Genomic DNA, 18,617 nt, shown 5'->3' on the forward strand with positions numbered 1-18,617 from the left:
TGTGCGATTCATACGATTTCACAAAAGGAGGTTTTCAATATGCTTTTTCGTAGCTACACCCCTCAGTTCTATAACGAAAACAAACAACTCATTCCTAATAGTATCGCTACGATAGAAAGCGTTATGATAAATAATCGAAAACAAACTCTCCTTATGCGTGGACAAAACGTAGAGCAACCTATTTTATTATGCTGTCACGGCGGACCTGGGATGGCACAAATCGGATTTATTCGCCATTTTCAAAAAGAATTAGAGAAGCAATTTATTGTTATTAATTGGGATCAGCGCGGGGCTGGTAAATCCTTTTCAATGAAAGATTTCGGAGCAAATTTCACAATTGAACAATTCGTTTCCGATGCAAAAGAAGTGATTCAATATGTACTTAAAAGGTTCAACAAACAAAAACTATTTCTCGCTGGTCATTCTTGGGGAAGTATTATCGGGCTTAACATAGCACATCAATATCCAAAGTATATCGAGGCTTACATCGGTATTGGGCAAATTGTACATATGAAACAAAATGAAGAATTGCTATATCAACATTTAATTCATTCTGCAAAAAAACATGATCATAAAAAAGCATTAGCTTCCCTTTTAAAATTAGGCAAACCACCATTTTTAGATACGAGACGTCTCATTATTCAAAGAAAGTGGCTTGGCACATTTGGAGGCGCAATCCAAAACGGATCTTCCTTTTCTTTCATACGAAAAGGTTTCTTTTCTCCTGAGTATACGCTATTAGATTGGTTCAAGTTTCTCGCAGGAAATTTAAAATCTGGCGTTTTATGGGAAGAAATGCTGACAATCGATTTCTTTTCTTCTATCTCAAGTTTATCTATTCCAGTTTATTTTTGTTCTGGTCGCTATGATTATCAAACTCCTTATGCACTCGTTCAGGAATATTGCGATCTTATTGAAGCGCCTATAAAAAAGATGATTTGGTTCCCAAATTCAGCACATTCTCCTGATTTAGAAGAACCAGAATTATTCGCTAATTCTTTGCAATCAATTAAACAAGAGCTAGCTTTTCAGCATTAGTAACAAAAGGCTCTTTTACATTTCATAGAAAACATTTTATAATAATATGTCGCAAGTATGTATAAACATCGCAAAATGTTTCATATTTACTTGTCTTAACAGAATAAAAATTTAGGGAGATTACATTTATTATGAACGCTGTACTCGTCGCAGTAGCAATTATGCTATTGCTTAGTTTGTTACGTGTCCAGGTCATTGTCGCCATCATTGTTGGAGCTTTAACAGGCGGAATTATCGGCGGACTCGGTATTTCAGAAACGATTAACACTTTTACAACTGGTCTTGGAAACAGTGCTCCAATCGCTTTAAGTTATGCAATGCTTGGTGGTTTCGCTATTTCCCTTTCCAAAACAGGACTTCCAGATGCTATGATTCAAACTGCATTAAAATGGATTGGCAATGAACAAGACACGAAAAAACAAGTTTATTCTAAAATACTTATTTTATTCATTATTTTAACGATGGCTTGTTTCTCACAAAATGTGATTCCTGTTCACATTGCTTTCATCCCCATCTTAATTCCAGCACTTTTAAAAGTATTAAATGAGCTGAAAGTGGATCGCAGACTTGTCACATGTATTATTACATTTGGATTGATTACTCCTTATATGTGGATCCCTGCAGGATTCGGAAAAATTTATCATGACGTATTACAAACCAACGCTGCGCAAAGCGGCCTTACATTTGATGTCACACTTATTCCAAAAGCAATGACTATTCCAGCAATTGGTATGATTATTGGATTATGTGTAGCGGTATTCATTACGTACCGAAAACCTCGTACGTATGAAACAGAACAAATTCATACTACCGAAAATGAAATCGTTCCCTATACAAAACGTAGCATTACTTTCGGGTTATTATCTATCATTGCTACATTAACTGTTCAATTAACAACAGAATCAATGATTTTTGGTGCTTTAGCAGGTATTATCGTCTTATCGGTTAGCGGCAGTCTACCACTTAAAGAAGCAGATGCGATATTAACAAGCGGAATGCGTATGATGTCCTTTATTGGCTTTGTTATGATTGCTGCCGCTGGATTCGGCGCTGTTCTTCGAAAAACAGGACATGTTGAATCTCTGGTGCAAACGAGTGCACATATAATCGGAAATAATAAACCACTTGCTGCATTTCTTATGCTCGTTATTGGACTTCTCGTTACAATGGGAATTGGTTCATCCTTTTCAACGATCCCTATCTTAACAACCATTTTTGTACCTCTTTGCATTCAGCTTGGATTTAGTCCAATGGCCACAATTGCAATTATCGGTACAGCCGGAGCACTAGGTGACGCAGGATCTCCAGCATCGGATAGTACCCTTGGACCAACATCCGGTTTAAATGCTGATGGTCAGCACCATCATATATGGGATACATGTGTACCCACTTTTCTACATTACAATATACCGTTACTTATATTTGGTTTTATTGCCGCAATTACATTATAAAAAGGTGCGTATAAAACGCACCTTTTACTTTTTTATTTTTCCTTTTAATTGTTGAAAAGCTAATTTCCCATTATCTTTGACATAGCTTTCAATTGCCGGTAGTGATGAACCTATCCATTCACACTCTATGCTCCCATTAGGTCCAACAATTTTTAATTTATCTGGTATATGTATATTTAGAAATCTCGCTGACCGAATTAACTCAATAGCAATCTGATCACTTGAGGTTACAATTCCATCTATATACGGATTGTTTTGCAATAATGTAATAAATTGTTTATTTGTATACCCTTGTACACATTCTTCTCGATAAGAGATTCCTTCATCCCAAACAGCGTCTAAAAACCCTGCTATATAATCTTCCATTTCTTCACTTTCTTCTCCCTCACCGAAATATGCAAGAAAGTGACACCCTTTCTCTTTTAATAAAGAAACAGCTCTCTGTCCACTTTCATAATAATTTCTATGTGATTGTTGCTCATCGATCACAACAAACGGAAATGGAATTTCTCCTACACTTTTAAAAACTGCTCTCGTCAAAATAACAGCTGCAATGTTATTTTGCTTCAGCATATGTATGTATCTATCTTTATTCTCTATATTACAAATAATGATTTGATAGCCTTCTTTATATGCTATTTCCTCAATACAATGTAGCAAAGTGATGTTTGATTGGTTACATAAATTATCTACAAGTAATGCAATTATCGTTGAATTCTCTTTAAATAGTGGCTTCGCTGCACTGTTTGGCCTATAACGTAATTCTTCAATTGCTTCCTTTACTTGTTTTACTGTGTCCTCATGAACGTATCCTTTTTCATTAATAACTCGTGAAACGGTTGCGACTGAAACACCTGCCAATTTTGCAACATCACGTATAGTTGCCACATCGTCACCCCTTAATATGGTAATAGATTACAATTTTACGGTAACCTAAATTACACTATCCGTCAAGATTAATAACTCATATTTCTGAAAATTGTTACATCATTTGACTAAATGATACTCCAACTGAATTTCATGTAAAATTGGGATATTATCATATCCAATACGTGGAATTTCTTTCTTTATTTTTCGTGCCTTCTCTACCGCATTCACATATAAATTAGTCATTACAAAATTACGTTTTTGGTAAAATCGTAACGCATTCATATTATCATTTGTTGTAATAAGCCAAACCTCTCTGCACCGCTCTTCTTCTGCAACTTGTAATACACAATCCACAAGTTTCGTCCCTATTCCTTTTCTTTCTTCAAAGCTATCTAGCGATACAATTTCACACATATTTCCGGTCACTTCATACGTTATAATTCCGATTATTCTGTCATCTGAGAGCGCAACAAATCCTGGCAACTCTTCTAACTGATGTCCCTTACCACGTGAAACCATCAATGAACTTCCCCAGTTCTTACACATGAACATTCGGATTGTTTCTTTCATCGCTGGCGTAATTTTTTGTATATGCAGCATTTCCTATTTCTCCCCTTTTATATCATTGTGATACAATATAAGTGTATCACATGTAACGGTATTTGGAGGATGAGGTAAAGTATGAAACGTTTTTTTGCAGCATTGTTTACTATACTAGGTGCAATAACTGCCCTTGGGATTTTCTTTACAAATAAAGTGATGTACTTAAAGAAAAAAACAGAGGAAGAAGTACTCGAAAGAGAAACGAAAAAACATTTTCGTATAGAGGATTTTGATGCTCTTCATAAAGAAGAAATTCATATCCCTTCACAATTCGGATACGACCTTCACGGATATTACATTCCTGCTGGTCATTCCAATAAGTTTATGGTTTTTTGCCACGGTGTAACTGTAAATAAAATAAACTCTGTAAAATATGCAAACTTATTCTTAAAAAGGGGATATAATGTCCTCATTTACGATCATCGTCGTCATGGTAAAACTGGCGGAAAAACAACAAGCTATGGATACTATGAAAAGCATGATTTGAAATCCGTAGTTGACTGGCTAAAAAACCGTTTTGGAACCAATATTACACTTGGTATTCATGGTGAATCTATGGGAGCCGCAACAATTCTTCAATACGCAGGACTTGTAGAAGATGGCGCTGATTTCTATATTGCAGATTGTCCTTTCTCTGATTTTCACGGACAATTACAGCACCGTTTAAAGGTTGAATTCCATTTACCAAAATGGCCTTTATTACCTTTAGCAAACGCATTTTTAAAAGTTCGTGACGGTTATACAATTCGTGAAGTTTCACCAATCGACTGTATAAAAAACATTAACAATCCCGTTCTCTTTATTCATAGTAAAGATGACGACTATATTTTAGCTGATATGACAAAAGCGTTATATGAAGCGAAAGAAAATAATAAGCAACTTTATATTGCAGAACACGGTGCACACGCTTGCTCTTATAACGAAAATAAAGAAGAGTACGAAGCAGCCATCGATCAATTTTTAAACACATATGTGAAAGAAACAAAAAACAGGCTTGCATAAGCCTGTTTTTTTATTGCGCTAAAACGTCTGTAACTTGTTCCATATTTTCAGAAATCCATTGCATTGCATCATCTAACGTTGGAAATTCTGTCGTTTGAAATGTTACTTCATCTTGAAGTAACCAAACATCCTTTACCTCTTGCCCTACACCTGCAATGGACCAATGTAACAAACTATATGGATGATTATCATTCAAAAATGATGCCCACGTGCGCTCATTTGCAATGTTTCGTAATGTATGTAATTGTTTATCCATCTCTCGTCACCTTACTCTAGTCAGTTATGAAAACTATTATAACACTCTCTTCTTTCTCAAACAAAGTGCTCTTTTTTCCCCGCTATTTGCGGGCAGTAAAACTCCCACCTCAAAATTCGGCTGAAACAAAGAAGTTAGGCGGGAGATTAACTGCCCCTAAAAGCCCGATTGGTTCAAATAATAATTAGTGGGGGATGCCTCTCCCACTAATTAAAGTTTCACTTTATATTGCCAAGCACTTCCCTTGATTATATGATGAAATTAAGCGTTTGGGAAGGAGGGATAACGTTGGCAAAAGTACAAATTAAAGTAAATGATAATGGCTCTTTTCGCGTTACAGGGGACGTGGAATTAGTCGACTCACAAGGGAATGTATTCCCAGCAAAACCGGCATTTTCTTTATGCCGTTGTGGTTTATCAAAAAATATGCCTTATTGCGACGCTTCGCATAAAGGTAAATTCGAGTCTGTTGTTAGAGCACCAGAGGCAGAATAATTTTACATGTGACATGCACATTTTTTTGTGCATGTTTTTTCTTTTTAGCAACTCCGTTATATCCCTTCTCCTTACAACATTTCTAATACTTTTATTTCCATTCCAGCCTGCATATATTTTCACACAATTCTTCACATTCGAATATTTTTTACTAGCCTTTTATTTTTTTTGTGCTATAATTTGAGCAAACAGCATCCTTCGGGGTCGGGTGAAATTCCCAACCGGCGGTGATGAAGTGAAAACTTCTAAGTCCGTGACCCGTTTTCAACTCGAAAACGGTGGATCTAGTGAAACTCTAGGGCCGACAGTATAGTCTGGATGGGAGAAGGATATGTTTCTAGTTTTTTATATAGTGAATACACTTTTATTTCAGTATGCATATTTTTAAAGATTCATTTTGATTCTTTATATATGTTTAATTTTCTATACTTATTTTTTATACTGAAATAAAAAGAGACAACTAGCGTTTAAAAATTCGATATTTTGCTAGGTTTTTTCCTTATGCAGAAATATCAATTATCGTTAGGTTTCTTTCCTATGCTTTCGTATTCAAACTATATTTCTAGAAATCACGTCTCCCAAACCCCAAGGATATTAAATCCTTGGGGTTTTTTGATTTTTTTAGGAGAGGTGAAGAAAATGACAGATCAAGAATATATGAGGATTGCCCTGCAGTTAGCAGAAGGAACATCAGGACAAACAAGTCCAAATCCTATGGTTGGTGCTGTTGTTGTAAAAGATGGAAACATCGTTGGTATGGGGGCTCATTTACGGGCTGGTGAAGAACACGCTGAAGTTCATGCCCTTCAAATGGCTGGTCAGAACGCCAAAGACGCTACCGTTTATGTAACACTGGAACCATGTAGCCACTTTGGAAAAACACCACCTTGTTGTGAATTGCTCATCGAAAAAGGAGTTAAGCGTGTTGTAATTGCTACTCTCGATTGTAATCCGCTCGTTTCTGGTAACGGAAAAAGAAGATTAGAGGAAGCTAGAATTGAAGTAACTACCGGTGTTCTTGAAGCAGAAGCAGTTTTATTAAATCGCTACTTTTTTCACTACATGAAAACGAAACGCCCTTTTGTAACAATCAAAACAGCGATGAGCTTAGATGGAAAAACAGCAACTGTAACTGGTGAAAGTAAGTGGATTACAGGTGAAGAAGCACGTGCTGATGTTCACCAATATCGCCATACACATGATGCAATTCTTGTTGGAGTGAATACAGTTATAGCTGATAATCCTCATTTAACAACAAGAATTCCAAATGGTGGGAAACATCCTATTCGCGTTGTTTTAGATACCCATTTACGAACACCACCATCTTCTCATGTTATAACAGATGGTTTAGCACCGACATGGATTATTGTCGGTAAGGATGTAAAGAAAGAGAAGATATCTTCTTATGAATCTAAAAATATAGCTATATTCCAAATGGAAACGAAGCATATAGAAATCGAGGACCTTCTTTCCTTTCTTGGAGAAAAACAAATTCTTTCTCTATTCGTTGAAGGTGGCCAATCGATTCATGCAAGTTTCTTAAAAACAAACAATTTTAATGAAATTGTAACCTATATAAGCCCGAAATTAATTGGTGGGAAAGATGCTCCTACTTTATTTGGAGGAAATGGTTTTTCAAAATTACAAAATGCGCTTTCCTTGAAAATTCAAGAGATGAAACAAATTGGTGATGATATAAAAATTGTTGCGAATGCCCAAAACGAGGTGACGGAATGTTTACAGGAATTGTAGAAGAATTAGGAACGATAGCAAACATGCAACAAAGCGGAGAAGCGATGAAATTAACGATTCATGCAAAGAAAATTTTATCAGATGTTCACTTAGGTGATAGTATCGCGGTTAACGGTATTTGCTTAACTGTAACAAGCTTTACAACTACTTCATTTACAGTTGATGCAATGCCTGAAACGATGCAGTCGACATCACTTCGCATGCTTAAACCGCACTCTAAAGTAAATTTAGAGCGAGCAATGGCTGCAAACGGACGATTCGGTGGACATTTCGTTTCAGGACATATTGATGGCATCGGAACGATTTTAAATAAAAAACAACATTACAATGCCGTCTATTACAAAATAGCAATTTCTGATGAACTGCTGCGCTATTGTTTGCATAAAGGATCCATTGCTGTTGATGGAACGAGTTTAACGATATTTGATATAGACGAATCTTCCATAACGATTTCACTCATCCCGCACACAGTAAGCGAATCTATCATTGGAGAAAAAAATGCCGGAGATATCGTAAACATTGAGTGTGACATGATTGGTAAATATATCGAACGCTTTATTACTAAACCTACAAAACGAGTAGGTTCAATGACTGAAAGCTTTTTACAAGAAAACGGATTTCTATAAGGGGGAAGCACAATGTTTCATCGTATTGAAGAAGCTCTAGAAGATTTAAAACAAGGTAAAGTCGTTATCGTATGTGATGATGAAAACCGAGAAAATGAAGGCGATTTTATTGCTTTAGCAGAGTACATTACACCAGAAACAATTAATTTTATGATTACACATGGCCGTGGTCTCGTTTGTGTACCGATTACAGCCGGGTACGCAGAACGTCTACAATTAGAACCAATGGTATCTCATAATACAGATTCACATCATACTGCGTTTACAGTGAGCATTGACCATGTTTCTACAACAACAGGGATTAGCGCTCACGAGCGTGCAACTACGATACAAGAATTGTTAAACCCCGCATCAAAAGGCGCTGATTTCAATCGACCTGGACATATCTTTCCATTAATTGCGAAAGAAGGCGGTGTCCTGCGTCGTGCAGGTCATACAGAAGCTGCTGTTGATTTAGCGAAGCTATGCGGTGCCGAACCAGCTGGAGTTATTTGCGAGATTATAAATGAGGACGGCACGATGGCACGTGTACCTGATTTAATAGAATGCGCAAAACAATTTGATATAAAAATGATTACAATAGAAGATTTAATTGCTTACCGCCGCCATCATGAAACACTTGTGACGAGAGAGGTGGAAATTACATTACCTACAGATTTCGGTACTTTCCACGCAATTGGCTATTCTAACTCATTAGATACGAAAGAACATATCGCACTTGTAAAAGGTGATATTTCAATAGGTGAACCGGTACTTGTGCGTGTTCATTCTGAATGCTTAACAGGAGATGTATTCGGTTCACATCGCTGCGATTGCGGACCACAACTCCATGCAGCACTTGCTCAAATTGAGCGTGAAGGAAAAGGTGTTCTTCTTTATATGAGACAAGAAGGAAGAGGCATTGGGCTTCTTAATAAGCTTCGTGCTTATAAATTACAAGAAGAAGGATTCGATACTGTAGAAGCAAATGAAAAACTCGGCTTCCCTGCTGATCTTCGTGATTACGGTATCGGAGCACAAATATTAAAAGATTTAGGTTTACAAAGTTTACGATTATTAACGAATAACCCAAGAAAAATTGCTGGCTTACAAGGTTACGATTTAGAAGTAGTCGAGCGTGTACCGTTGCAAATGCCAGCAAAAGAAGAGAATAAATCGTATTTACAAACGAAAGTAAACAAATTAGGACACTTACTAAACTTATAATTAAAGGAGAGATTTATTATGGTATTCGAAGGTCATTTAGTTGGTACAGGATTAAAAGTTGGAGTTGTTGTTGGACGTTTTAACGAATTTATTACAAGTAAGTTACTTGGCGGCGCTTTAGACGGATTAAAGCGTCACGGTGTAGAAGAAAATGATATTGATGTTGCTTGGGTTCCTGGTGCATTTGAAATTCCTTTAATCGCTAAAAAGATGGCTAGTAGCGGAAAGTATGATGCTGTTATTACATTAGGTACTGTAATCCGAGGTGCTACAACTCACTACGATTACGTTTGTAATGAAGTAGCAAAAGGTGTTGCGTCTTTATCACTACAAATGGACATCCCAGTTATTTTCGGCGTATTAACGACAGAAACAATTGAACAAGCGATTGAACGCGCAGGTACGAAAGCTGGTAATAAAGGATATGAATCAGCTGTTGCTGCAATTGAAATGGCTCACTTATCAAAACAATGGGCATAAAAAAAGAGGCTGCGGCCTCTTTTTATTTTTTTACCTTTTTTTGTACATCTTTTATTAATTCATTCATCGTTTTTCCTTCTGTTTTTATATGAAGAGCTTGTGCTGTTCTCCATACATTCTCTCTTTTTTTCGCTTCTTCTATAATAGTAATTTCTTTTCTAACTTCCTTTAAATCTTTTCCTTCCGTTTTCAATCCAAAATGTTCAGCTTTCGTTCGAAAGTGTTGTTCGATTCTTTGTTGCATCTCTTTTTGTTCAGGATTTTCAGCAGCCTTAACTGGATCAGAACTTATTGCTTTTATTAAAATTAAACAAGTCATAATCGCTAATATGTATTTGTACATGTAAAATCCTCCAACCCAATATAAATTACATATTTACTATGTACAACTAGGGCTTGGAAAATTCGTCCACAAAAATTCTTTTTTTCGTTCAAAAACCAATAGTAACAGGCGTTCACAACTATTTATTACATTTTATTTACAAAAAAAGCAAACCCTTTTACAAGTTTGCTTTTTCATCTATCTTATAATGCACACTCTTCAATCTCAAATCCTAAATCTGCAATCATACCCCAGTCTGCAGTCGGCTCTTGTCCAGCTGTCGTTAAGTAGTCCCCGACAAAAATAGAATTTGCTGCAAATAAACCGATTGGCTGTACAGAACGTAAATTGATTTCACGTCCTCCTGAAATACGAATTTCTTTTGTCGGGTTTACAAAACGCATCATTGCCAGTACTTTTAAACATTCTACTGGCGTTAACTCTTTTTGCCCTTCAAGAGGTGTTCCCTTTACAGCAACAAGGAAATTACAAGGGATAGAATCTGCATCTATACGTTGTAATTCAAATGCAATTTCAGCACGCTCTTCAATTGTTTCTCCCATGCCAAAAATCGCTCCAGAGCATGGAGAAATGCCCGCTTGTTTCGCTTTTTGAACTGTATCAACACGATCATCATACGTATGAGTTGAACAAATACTATCGTAATTATTTTCATGTGTATTTAAGTTGTGGTTATAACGATGCACGCCTGCTTCGGCTAAACGTCCTGCTTGATCTTCATTTAAGAAACCTAAACAACAACAAATCTTCAAGTCTGTCGTTTCACGAATTTCCTTAACTGCTCCAATTACGTGATTTACCTCTTTATCCGTCGGACGACGACCAGACGCTACAATACAATATGTACCTGCTTTACGGCGTATTGCTTCATGTGCCCCTTCTACAATCTTCTCCTGCGTTAACCATGCATATTTATCAATCGGTGCTTCTGAAATAATAGACTGTGAGCAATATCCACAATCTTCAGGACATAATCCAGATTTCGTATTAATAATCATATTCAATTTTACTTTCTTACCAAAGTGATGATGACGAATGATGTAAGCTGCATTCATAATTTCTAGAACTTCTGTATCATCAGCTTCTAATATCGCTATTGCATCTTCTTTCGTAATCATCTTCTCTTCCACTACGTCGTATGCAAGTTTTTTCCAATCCCTTTTTGTTTGTACTTGTTTCATTTCATCTCTTCCCCTCTTTTGTTATATGCATAAATAAAGCATGATACGTTGCCTTTATCCCTTCATTTCCCGTGAAGTCTCTTTCGTATATGCGCAGCATCGCACGAAAGAGTGAGGGACTTTGACAATATGATCCTTCATTGCTATTAGTCGCTCCTACTTTTCGAATAGAATGTAGAAATTCCTTAACTTCTGTAAAACTCTCTATGTAACATGTTTCAGAAACATGCACATCCCCTGTTTCTATCTTGCATATATGAAGCAACTGATCTTTCGAATAAAAACGTTGACCAATCGATGTTTCATTTTTTATATTTCTTTCTTCTTTCGCACGTTGGAACGAAGCATGCAATTCTTGAAATGTTTCATGTCCAAACGTTGAAAAGAGTAATATCCCATCTATAGACAAATGTTGAAATAAATTTCTTAACACTTGTTGTAAATTATTTAACCATTGAAATGTAGCATTTGAAATAATGACATCATATGATTCTTCTAATCGTAATCGCTCAATATCTTCACAGTAAAACGTTACATTTTTTACATTTTGTCTAGTTTGCGCAATTGCAATCATACTTTCAGCAAAATCAACTGCTGTAATATGTGCTTTCGGAAATAACTTTGATAATTGCTCTGTTACATACCCCGTCCCGCACCCCAGTTCTAAAATACGTATTGATGCCGTTTCACTATATCGTTCCTTTAAGATTGAAAGTAATGAATGTGCCATCTTTTTTTGTACATTTGCATATCGATCGTAAGATACGGCTGCCCCATTAAACCGTTTTTGTAGTAACGTTTTGTTGATCATGTCGTATCCCCTCTACAAATTGAATTATCTCATTTGCGCAATATTCAAAATTCGTTACACATAACGCATGCCCTGCATCACTTACTACTTTCAGCTCGCTGCTGCTATTCTCCGTCATACTACGTGCCGCAGACAACGGGCATATTACATCCTGTTCTCCGTGAATAAGTAGTATAGGTACTTTAATTTCTTTTAGTTCTTCTCTCATATCTGTTTCTATTAAATAATCCAAACCTAGTTGTAAAGACTGAATAGAATCACCTTTAAAACGGTCTACAATATCTTCAAAGTTTTTATTCTCTTTTAGCTCATCTTTCGTAAACATATTTTCATAAAACCGCTTGAGCGTATCTTCTTTCCTTCTCGCCAAATTCCTTTTCAGCCGTTCTACATGCAAAGCATTCCATCCGTTACTGTAGTCGCTCGTATTTGTAAATTTAGCAGTACCACCAATTAATACGATGCCTTTTGCCTGAATCTTTTTATAAGCTTCAACTGCTGCTAACGCTCCTAGTGACCATCCAACTAAAATTACGTTGTCATTATGCGCTACATCTATAATTCGTTCCGCAAATTCACTTCGTTCTTTCACATTACGCCAATCTATGCTTTGAACAGGGTATCCTTTAAAATACTGAAATACTAAATCCCAAATATTCTCTTCCATTCCCCATCCTGGGATAAAAATAATCTTTAGCTCGTTCATACGAAAATCTCCTCTTCTTTCGCAATGTGAATAATTCGGTCAATAGCCCATTTTAAATCATCTATTGTATGTTGCGATGTAACTGCAAAGCGAATTCGAGAGCTATGAACCGGCACAGTTGGCGGACGAATTGCAATAGCCGCAATCCCTGCCTCTTGCAACCTTTTACTAAATCGTAAAGCATGTTCATTTGAACCGACTACAATCGGTACAATATGAGTTGAACTATTCCCAATATCAAAACCAGCATCCCTTAATTTAGTTCTGAAGTATTCTCCGTTTGCTATAAGGTTCTCTCTTCTTTCGTTATCTTCTTTTACAATTTCAATTGCTTTTTGCACTGCTCCTAACGTACTTGGTGGTAAAGCTGTAGTAAAAATAAAGCTTCTCATCATATTTTGTAAATACTCTATATAAATTTCATCACCTGTCAAATACGCACCATAACACCCTAAAGCCTTGCTAAACGTCCCCATATGTATATCAATTTTTTGAGTAAGATTTTTTTCTATATGAGATAACCCAGCTCCGCCGATTCCATATATTCCACTCGCATGTGCTTCATCGACTATAATGATTGCCCCGTATTTCTCTTTCAGCTGTACTAAATCTCTCAAATAAGCAGTATCACCATCCATACTAAAAATGGTATCAGTTACGATTAATTTCCGCTTTTCAGGTGACGCTGTTTTCAACAGCTTCTCTAAATGATCCAAATCATTATGACGATACCTTTTATGCTCTGCCCCGCTTAATATGATTCCATCAACAATACTTGCGTGATTTAACTTATCACTAAAAACAATATCGTGCCGAGAGGCTAAAGAAGATATGGCACCTATATTTGCCGTATACCCACTATTTACAATTAAAGCTCTTTCAGTACCTTTCCAGTCACATATGCTTCTCTCAACCTCTTCATATAATGGATGATTTCCTACAACGAGACGAGAGGCAGTCGCTCCAGTTCCACATCTTTTTGTACAGGCAATAGCAGCTTCTTTTAACCTTTCATCTCCAGCTAACCCTAAATAATTATTTGACGCTAAATTTAACATCCTTTTTTTATCTCGAATAAGCCAAGTCTCTTCTGCCTTCTCTGTTACATATAAATTTCGATACTGCCCTTGCTCATGTAATTGTTGTAATTTAGATTGAAGGTGCGCCCGCCACGTTTGATTCATTTTGGATAAACTCCTCTAATTTTGAAATCATAATATGTTCTTTTGCAGATTCTAATACTTCTTCTTTCGTAAACTCACCTTCAAAGAATGGTAATAATCCTAAAACTGGTACCCCGCTCAGCTCTTCAATCATCTCTTTATTTTCTTGCACTCTTTCCATTTCACATTCTTTGCAACCTGATAAAATGACACCCGCTACGGTTAAGCCATGCGCCTTTGCGTAAGCAATCGTTAACACTGTATGATTTACTGTTCCTAATGTAGGACGAGCTACTACAATAAGAGGCAACTGTAATTCTTTTGCAAAATCAATTACTAAAGCATCTTCTGTATATGGAACAGCAAGCCCACCTGCTCCTTCTACAAATAAGCTATTAAACTCTTTTAATAGTTCATTATAGTAATCAGTAATTTCTTTTAACTTTACTACTCTTCCAGCTCTTTTCATGGCAAGTCTCGGAGCAAGTGGTTCTTCAATAGAATAAGGGCAAATTTCATTTTCTGGTGTCGGTACACCTGATAATGCTTTTAACCTTGCCGCATCTCCCTCAGGATTTGATGCAACATGCCCACTTTGCAACGGTTTATACACCCCTACGTTATATCCTAATTCTCTAAATACACCTGCTATAGCACCTGCAACTACTGTTTTTCCAACTTCAGTATCAGTTGCTGTTATGAAAAAACCACTCATTATTCTCCCTCCATAACATCTGAGATTGCCTTATATAAAATGCGTAACATATCATCAATCTCTTCAAAAGTAGAAGCAAGTGGTGGCATAAATACAATCGTGTTACCTAGCGGTCGTAAAATCATACCCAGCTCTCTTGAGCGTTTACATACTTGAACACCGACTCTTTCTGTCCAGCCAAACGCTTCTTTCGTTTCCTTATTCTTCACAAGCTCAATACCAACCATTAATCCGCACTGACGAATATCCCCTACATGTTTAAATGCAAAAAGCTCTTCTAATTGCGTCGCCACATATTCTGTTTTACGTGCCACTTCTTCTATTAAATTTGTTTTCTCGTATAGTTCTAGATTCGCAATTGCTACGGCACACCCTAACGGATTACCTGTGTAGCTATGTCCATGGAAAAATGTTTTTTGTTCTTCATATTCTCCTAAGAAGGCATTATATATTTCATCTGTTGTTACCGTAACTGCAATTGGTAAATATCCACCTGTTAAACCTTTCCCAGCAGTTAAAATGTCTGGCGTCACATTTTCATGTTCACAAGCAAACATTTTCCCTGTACGCCCAAATCCAGTCGCTACCTCATCTGTAATAAATAATACATTGTACTTAGTACATAAATCGCGCAGTCCTTTTAAATATCCTTTTGGCATTGTAATCATCCCGCCAGCACCTTGCATTAATGGCTCTACAATGATGGCAGCTACTTCTTCATGCTTTTCTTTCAACAATTCTTCCATTTCTTCTAAATGGCTTTTTACAATTTCCTCCTTATTATTTCCGTAAGGAGAACGATATGTATATGGATACGGCATTTTAATCGCATCAAATAAGAGCGAACTATACACTTGGTGAAACAAGTCTATTGCTCCTACCGAAACAGCTCCAATTGTATCACCGTGATATGCTTCTTTTAATGTAACGAATCTTTGTTTCTTTGGTTTCCCTTTATGCTGCCAATATTGGAAAGCCATCTTAATTGCAATTTCAACAGCGGTAGAACCTGAATCAGAATAGAATACCTTCTTCAATCCATCTGGTACAACCTCAATAATTTTTTCTGCTAATAAAATAGATGGAACGTTAGCAAGTCCTAACATAGTAGAATGAGCAATTTTATTTAATTGCTCACGAATTGCTTCATCTAATTCCGGTACTTGATGTCCGTGAACATTTAACCATATAGATGAAACACCATCCCAATATTCATTACCATTTACATCGTATAGTTTTCTTCCCTCTCCACGTTCAATAATGACAGGATCTTCTTCTAAATAATCTTTCATTTGTGTAAATGGGTGCCATACGTAAGCTTTATTTTTCTCTGCTAATTCTTCATATGTATAAGATGATTTTTCAATCGTTCTACTATTTATTGTCACAATTGTCACCCCTAATGTTAACTTGTTTATAAATATAGTTAACATTAAATCCGAATGACTGTCAATTATTTTAAAATCAAATAGTTCTTAAAAAAGAACAACTTATCATACGATAAGTTGTTCTACTTTCCATGCTGTATCTTTCCAATTTCTAAAATAATTTCTTCATCTTTTTTCCCCTCTGTATCAATTCCAAGTTGCTTAGCGTGCTCAATTAATAAATCATGACGCTTCTCAAATCTAGCGGTATTTACTTCTTTCGTAACCTCTTCTTTTGTTTTCCCCTCAGTAGAAACTCCTAGTTTTTCTGCTGCTTTTTCCATTGATTTCTTCTCTTCTATTTCTTTTACTTTCTTCACTTCTGACTGTTGTATTTGCTTTTGTTTCAACTGCTCTGATTCAGCCGCAAAAGCTGTGTAAATTCCAGCACTTCCTCCAATAACTAATAAAGTGGTAAAAAGAATTATTTTTTTCTTCACTCTTTCCTCCCCCTTTCAAATTCATTATAACGTACATTTTTACAGCGTTAAAAACAATTATCCTTTATTTCCCTAAAAAAACATTTAATATTTTTATTGACATGTAAGATGAAAATATGATAAAAATTTAACTAACATCATATGAATCGGCGTTGATAGGATTTAGTAGTATTTCGATTTCTGATTTCAGAGAGCTGGTGGTCGGTGCGAACCAGTACAGAGCGAATTATGAATTACCCCCTGGAGCTTCTTTTACGAAACGTGAGGAGTAGTGAAAGACGGTTATAGACCGTTATGTCTAAAGAGTGGTGAAACGACACTGTTTCACAATTTAGGGTGGTACCGCGAATTTTTCGTCCCTGCATATATTGCAGGGGCGTTTTTTATTTTATAAGCGCATATCATATGACCCTTTATTTTGTGACGCATTCATTTCACAAGCTAGGGTGGTACCGCGATTTCTTCGTCCCTGCATAATTATATGCAGGGACGTTTTTTTATCCAATCATTTCCGTATCATATAGAAGGACTAACAATTACCGGTAATTTGTCACAAAATTCTAAATTTTAGAAGGAAATATACAATATTGGCGAATTTTATATAAAAAAGAGCTATTTTACATTACTTAGGAGGGGAAAACAATGGTTTCAAAAATTGAGTCTGTTCTTTTAACAATTTTTATCTTTTTCTGTATTGGTTTTAGTGTTATTCAATTAGAAGTTTCACCACACATCCCAATTTTATTTGGTATCGTTCTTTTATTAGCATTTGGATTCCTGAAGAGAATCTCTTGGTCTACTATGGAGAAAGGGATGATTAGTAGTATTTCAGCTGGTATTCCATCTATATTTATTTTCTTACTTGTAGGCGTATTAATTAGCGTTTGGATCGCAGCTGGAACTATTCCGACTTTAATGGTATACGGCTTCCAGCTTGTATCTCCAAAAATTTTCGTTCCAACTGTTTTTGTTGTTTGTGCAATTGTTGGAACGAGTATCGGTAGTGCTTTTACAACTGCTGCAACTGTAGGACTTGCTTTTATGGGAATGGGTACTGCCCTTGGATACGATCCAGCTCTTATTGCTGGTGCAATTATTTCTGGTGCATTCTTCGGAGATAAAATGTCTCCTTTATCTGATACAACAAACTTAGCGCCTGCTGTAACGGGTGTAGATTTATTTGAACATATTCGTAACATGCTTTGGACAACAGTTCCAGCTTTCATTATTGCTTTTATCGCATTTTTCATTTTAGGAAGCGGATCTGGTGGAAACGTTGATTTCTCAGCATTTATTAACACACTAGAAAAAAATGCAACGATTTCTATCGTTACACTGATTCCTATTTTATTACTGTTCCTATTCGCATTTAAAAAGGTACCCGCAGTTCCAACATTACTTGCAGGAATTGTGGTAGGAATTATTATTCTCTTTATTTTTAAACCTAGCACTTCTTTAGCTGATTTAATTAAAATTATGCAAGACGGTTACGTTTCTAAAACTGGTATCAAAGATATTGATAGCTTATTATCTCGCGGTGGCCTGCAAAGTATGATGATGTCAATTGCTCTTATTTTCCTAGCTCTTTGTATGGGAGGATTATTACAAGGAATGGGTATTATAGCGCAGCTGATGAATATTATCTCTAGCTTCGTAAAAACTAGTACACGCTTAATTATTTCTACTGCTTCAACTGCAATTGGTGTAAACTTCTTACTTGGTGAGCAGTACTTATCCATCGTTTTAACAGGACAAGCATTTGCTAATAAATACGATGAAGTCGGTTTAGAACGTCGTAATTTATCACGAGTATTAGAAGATGCTGGTACAGTAATTAATCCACTCGTACCATGGGGTGTAAGTGGCGTATTCTTAACAAACGTTCTTAGCGTTCCAACATTCGATTACCTGCCATACGCAATCTTCTGTTTAGCATGTCCAGTCGTAACCATTATTGTCGGTTTTACTGGATTCGGTCTTTCATGGAAAAAAGAAAAAGCAGTACCAGTTTCATAATATAACAAAAAGGATTACCAAATCGGTAATCCTTTT

The 18,617-nt window shown here is 36.2% G+C and carries 20 protein-coding genes, 1 riboswitch and 1 other annotated feature; of the genes, 9 read left to right on the forward strand and 11 right to left on the reverse strand.

Going from position 1 to position 18,617, the window contains the following annotated elements:
- Window positions 1-39 precede the first annotated feature (39 nt).
- Together QCI81_RS07490 and QCI81_RS07495 are read left to right on the forward strand one after the other, a co-directional pair.
- Entirely contained in the window at window positions 40-1,038 is a 999-nt protein-coding gene (locus QCI81_RS07490) for an alpha/beta fold hydrolase (RefSeq protein ID WP_053563703.1), read from the forward strand.
- Between the two features lie 131 nt (window positions 1,039-1,169).
- On the forward strand, window positions 1,170-2,489 hold the full coding sequence (locus tag QCI81_RS07495; RefSeq protein ID WP_000994810.1) for a Na+/H+ antiporter family protein: 1,320 nt from the start codon (window positions 1,170-1,172) through the stop codon (window positions 2,487-2,489).
- Window positions 2,490-2,513: 24 nt separating this feature from the next.
- On the opposite strand, the gene QCI81_RS07500 is transcribed toward QCI81_RS07495, so the two are convergent.
- Together QCI81_RS07500 and QCI81_RS07505 are read right to left on the reverse strand one after the other, a co-directional pair.
- Window positions 2,514-3,377, reverse strand: a complete 864-nt coding sequence (locus QCI81_RS07500; protein ID WP_071729729.1) for a LacI family DNA-binding transcriptional regulator — start codon at window positions 3,375-3,377, stop codon at window positions 2,514-2,516.
- Window positions 3,378-3,476: 99 nt separating this feature from the next.
- The gene (locus QCI81_RS07505) at window positions 3,477-3,959 is read right to left on the reverse strand and encodes a GNAT family N-acetyltransferase (protein ID WP_071729727.1); all 483 of its coding nucleotides are present in this window, start codon (window positions 3,957-3,959) and stop codon (window positions 3,477-3,479) included.
- A gap of 81 nt (window positions 3,960-4,040) precedes the next feature.
- Here QCI81_RS07505 and QCI81_RS07510 point away from each other — a divergent pair, with 81 nt between their 5' ends.
- Window positions 4,041-4,964: an alpha/beta hydrolase gene (locus QCI81_RS07510; RefSeq protein WP_000819228.1), complete on the forward strand. Its 924-nt coding sequence runs from the start codon at window positions 4,041-4,043 to the stop codon at window positions 4,962-4,964.
- Window positions 4,965-4,974: 10 nt separating this feature from the next.
- On the opposite strand, the gene QCI81_RS07515 is transcribed toward QCI81_RS07510, so the two are convergent.
- A complete protein-coding gene (locus QCI81_RS07515) occupies window positions 4,975-5,220 on the reverse strand; it encodes a DUF2552 family protein (RefSeq protein WP_000360796.1) in 246 nt (81 codons plus the stop codon).
- A 288-nt stretch (window positions 5,221-5,508) separates the two neighbouring features.
- Here QCI81_RS07515 and QCI81_RS07520 point away from each other — a divergent pair, with 288 nt between their 5' ends.
- From QCI81_RS07520 to ribH, 5 genes are all read left to right on the forward strand, one after another.
- Window positions 5,509-5,715 carry a CDGSH iron-sulfur domain-containing protein gene (locus tag QCI81_RS07520; RefSeq protein ID WP_001151582.1) on the forward strand — a complete coding sequence of 69 codons (207 nt, stop codon included), beginning with the start codon at window positions 5,509-5,511 and terminating at the stop codon, window positions 5,713-5,715.
- 190 nt (window positions 5,716-5,905) lie between these two features.
- Window positions 5,906-6,049: riboswitch (FMN riboswitch) on the forward strand.
- A gap of 305 nt (window positions 6,050-6,354) precedes the next feature.
- Window positions 6,355-7,467, forward strand: coding sequence for a bifunctional diaminohydroxyphosphoribosylaminopyrimidine deaminase/5-amino-6-(5-phosphoribosylamino)uracil reductase RibD (gene ribD, locus QCI81_RS07525; RefSeq protein ID WP_071729725.1), 1,113 nt, complete (start codon window positions 6,355-6,357; stop codon window positions 7,465-7,467).
- On the forward strand, window positions 7,449-8,093 hold the full coding sequence (gene ribE, locus QCI81_RS07530) for a riboflavin synthase subunit alpha (protein ID WP_071729724.1): 645 nt from the start codon (window positions 7,449-7,451) through the stop codon (window positions 8,091-8,093). The genes ribD and ribE overlap by 19 nt, the downstream gene beginning before the upstream one ends.
- 12 nt (window positions 8,094-8,105) lie before the next feature.
- Window positions 8,106-9,299, forward strand: coding sequence for a bifunctional 3,4-dihydroxy-2-butanone 4-phosphate synthase/GTP cyclohydrolase II (ribBA, locus tag QCI81_RS07535; protein ID WP_000468981.1), 1,194 nt, complete (start codon window positions 8,106-8,108; stop codon window positions 9,297-9,299).
- 18 nt (window positions 9,300-9,317) lie between these two features.
- Window positions 9,318-9,779, forward strand: a complete 462-nt coding sequence (gene ribH, locus QCI81_RS07540) for a 6,7-dimethyl-8-ribityllumazine synthase (protein ID WP_000230895.1) — start codon at window positions 9,318-9,320, stop codon at window positions 9,777-9,779.
- Between the two features lie 22 nt (window positions 9,780-9,801).
- Here ribH and QCI81_RS07545 read toward each other — a convergent pair whose 3' ends face one another.
- The 8 genes from QCI81_RS07545 to QCI81_RS07580 form a co-directional block, all read right to left on the reverse strand.
- Window positions 9,802-10,122 (reverse strand): hypothetical protein, encoded by a 321-nt coding sequence (locus QCI81_RS07545; protein WP_000280032.1) that lies wholly within the window; start codon window positions 10,120-10,122, stop codon window positions 9,802-9,804.
- 182 nt (window positions 10,123-10,304) lie between these two features.
- On the reverse strand, window positions 10,305-11,303 hold the full coding sequence (gene bioB, locus QCI81_RS07550) for a biotin synthase (protein ID WP_000815858.1): 999 nt from the start codon (window positions 11,301-11,303) through the stop codon (window positions 10,305-10,307).
- A 1-nt stretch (window position 11,304) separates the two neighbouring features.
- Window positions 11,305-12,114, reverse strand: coding sequence for a malonyl-ACP O-methyltransferase BioC (gene bioC, locus QCI81_RS07555; RefSeq protein WP_071729722.1), 810 nt, complete (start codon window positions 12,112-12,114; stop codon window positions 11,305-11,307).
- On the reverse strand, window positions 12,080-12,820 hold the full coding sequence (locus tag QCI81_RS07560) for an alpha/beta fold hydrolase (protein WP_071729720.1): 741 nt from the start codon (window positions 12,818-12,820) through the stop codon (window positions 12,080-12,082). Before QCI81_RS07560 ends, bioC begins: the two co-directional genes overlap by 35 nt.
- Complete coding sequence (gene bioF, locus QCI81_RS07565) at window positions 12,817-14,004, reverse strand: 8-amino-7-oxononanoate synthase (protein WP_071729718.1); 1,188 nt, start codon at window positions 14,002-14,004, stop codon at window positions 12,817-12,819. Before bioF ends, QCI81_RS07560 begins: the two co-directional genes overlap by 4 nt.
- Window positions 13,970-14,698 (reverse strand): dethiobiotin synthase, encoded by a 729-nt coding sequence (gene bioD / locus QCI81_RS07570; RefSeq protein ID WP_071729716.1) that lies wholly within the window; start codon window positions 14,696-14,698, stop codon window positions 13,970-13,972. Before bioD ends, bioF begins: the two co-directional genes overlap by 35 nt.
- Complete coding sequence (bioA, locus tag QCI81_RS07575) at window positions 14,698-16,131, reverse strand: adenosylmethionine--8-amino-7-oxononanoate transaminase (protein WP_353810652.1); 1,434 nt, start codon at window positions 16,129-16,131, stop codon at window positions 14,698-14,700. Before bioA ends, bioD begins: the two co-directional genes overlap by 1 nt.
- 77 nt (window positions 16,132-16,208) lie before the next feature.
- On the reverse strand, window positions 16,209-16,565 hold the full coding sequence (locus QCI81_RS07580) for a hypothetical protein (protein WP_000726902.1): 357 nt from the start codon (window positions 16,563-16,565) through the stop codon (window positions 16,209-16,211).
- 143 nt (window positions 16,566-16,708) lie between these two features.
- Window positions 16,709-16,929: a binding site (T-box leader), on the forward strand.
- A 278-nt stretch (window positions 16,930-17,207) separates the two neighbouring features.
- On the opposite strand from QCI81_RS07580, the gene nhaC reads away from it, so the two are divergent.
- On the forward strand, window positions 17,208-18,581 hold the full coding sequence (gene nhaC, locus QCI81_RS07585; RefSeq protein WP_000253736.1) for a Na+/H+ antiporter NhaC: 1,374 nt from the start codon (window positions 17,208-17,210) through the stop codon (window positions 18,579-18,581).
- The last annotated feature ends 36 nt before the right edge of the window (window positions 18,582-18,617 follow it).

It is taken from the genome of Bacillus cereus group sp. MG20 (assembly GCF_040459885.1).
Lineage (GTDB): Bacteria > Bacillota > Bacilli > Bacillales > Bacillaceae_G > Bacillus_A > Bacillus_A cereus.

Bases quoted from the DNA above. Each gene is read 5' to 3' on its own strand.
- ribE (WP_071729724.1), top strand. From the start codon at position 7,449: ATGTTTACAGGAATTGTAGAAGAATTAGGAACGATAGCAAACATGCAA.
- bioA (WP_353810652.1), bottom strand. From the start codon at position 16,131: ATGTTAACTATATTTATAAACAAGTTAACATTAGGGGTGACAATTGTG.
- ribH (WP_000230895.1), top strand. From the start codon at position 9,318: ATGGTATTCGAAGGTCATTTAGTTGGTACAGGATTAAAAGTTGGAGTT.
- ribBA (WP_000468981.1), top strand. From the start codon at position 8,106: ATGTTTCATCGTATTGAAGAAGCTCTAGAAGATTTAAAACAAGGTAAA.
- QCI81_RS07510 (WP_000819228.1), top strand. From the start codon at position 4,041: ATGAAACGTTTTTTTGCAGCATTGTTTACTATACTAGGTGCAATAACT.
- bioB (WP_000815858.1), bottom strand. From the start codon at position 11,303: ATGAAACAAGTACAAACAAAAAGGGATTGGAAAAAACTTGCATACGAC.
- QCI81_RS07490 (WP_053563703.1), top strand. From the start codon at position 40: ATGCTTTTTCGTAGCTACACCCCTCAGTTCTATAACGAAAACAAACAA.
- bioF (WP_071729718.1), bottom strand. From the start codon at position 14,004: ATGAATCAAACGTGGCGGGCGCACCTTCAATCTAAATTACAACAATTA.
- ribD (WP_071729725.1), top strand. From the start codon at position 6,355: ATGACAGATCAAGAATATATGAGGATTGCCCTGCAGTTAGCAGAAGGA.
- bioC (WP_071729722.1), bottom strand. From the start codon at position 12,114: ATGATCAACAAAACGTTACTACAAAAACGGTTTAATGGGGCAGCCGTA.
- QCI81_RS07560 (WP_071729720.1), bottom strand. From the start codon at position 12,820: ATGAACGAGCTAAAGATTATTTTTATCCCAGGATGGGGAATGGAAGAG.
- QCI81_RS07545 (WP_000280032.1), bottom strand. From the start codon at position 10,122: ATGTACAAATACATATTAGCGATTATGACTTGTTTAATTTTAATAAAA.
- bioD (WP_071729716.1), bottom strand. From the start codon at position 14,698: ATGAGTGGTTTTTTCATAACAGCAACTGATACTGAAGTTGGAAAAACA.
- nhaC (WP_000253736.1), top strand. From the start codon at position 17,208: ATGGTTTCAAAAATTGAGTCTGTTCTTTTAACAATTTTTATCTTTTTC.
- QCI81_RS07515 (WP_000360796.1), bottom strand. From the start codon at position 5,220: ATGGATAAACAATTACATACATTACGAAACATTGCAAATGAGCGCACG.
- QCI81_RS07495 (WP_000994810.1), top strand. From the start codon at position 1,170: ATGAACGCTGTACTCGTCGCAGTAGCAATTATGCTATTGCTTAGTTTG.
- QCI81_RS07505 (WP_071729727.1), bottom strand. From the start codon at position 3,959: ATGCTGCATATACAAAAAATTACGCCAGCGATGAAAGAAACAATCCGA.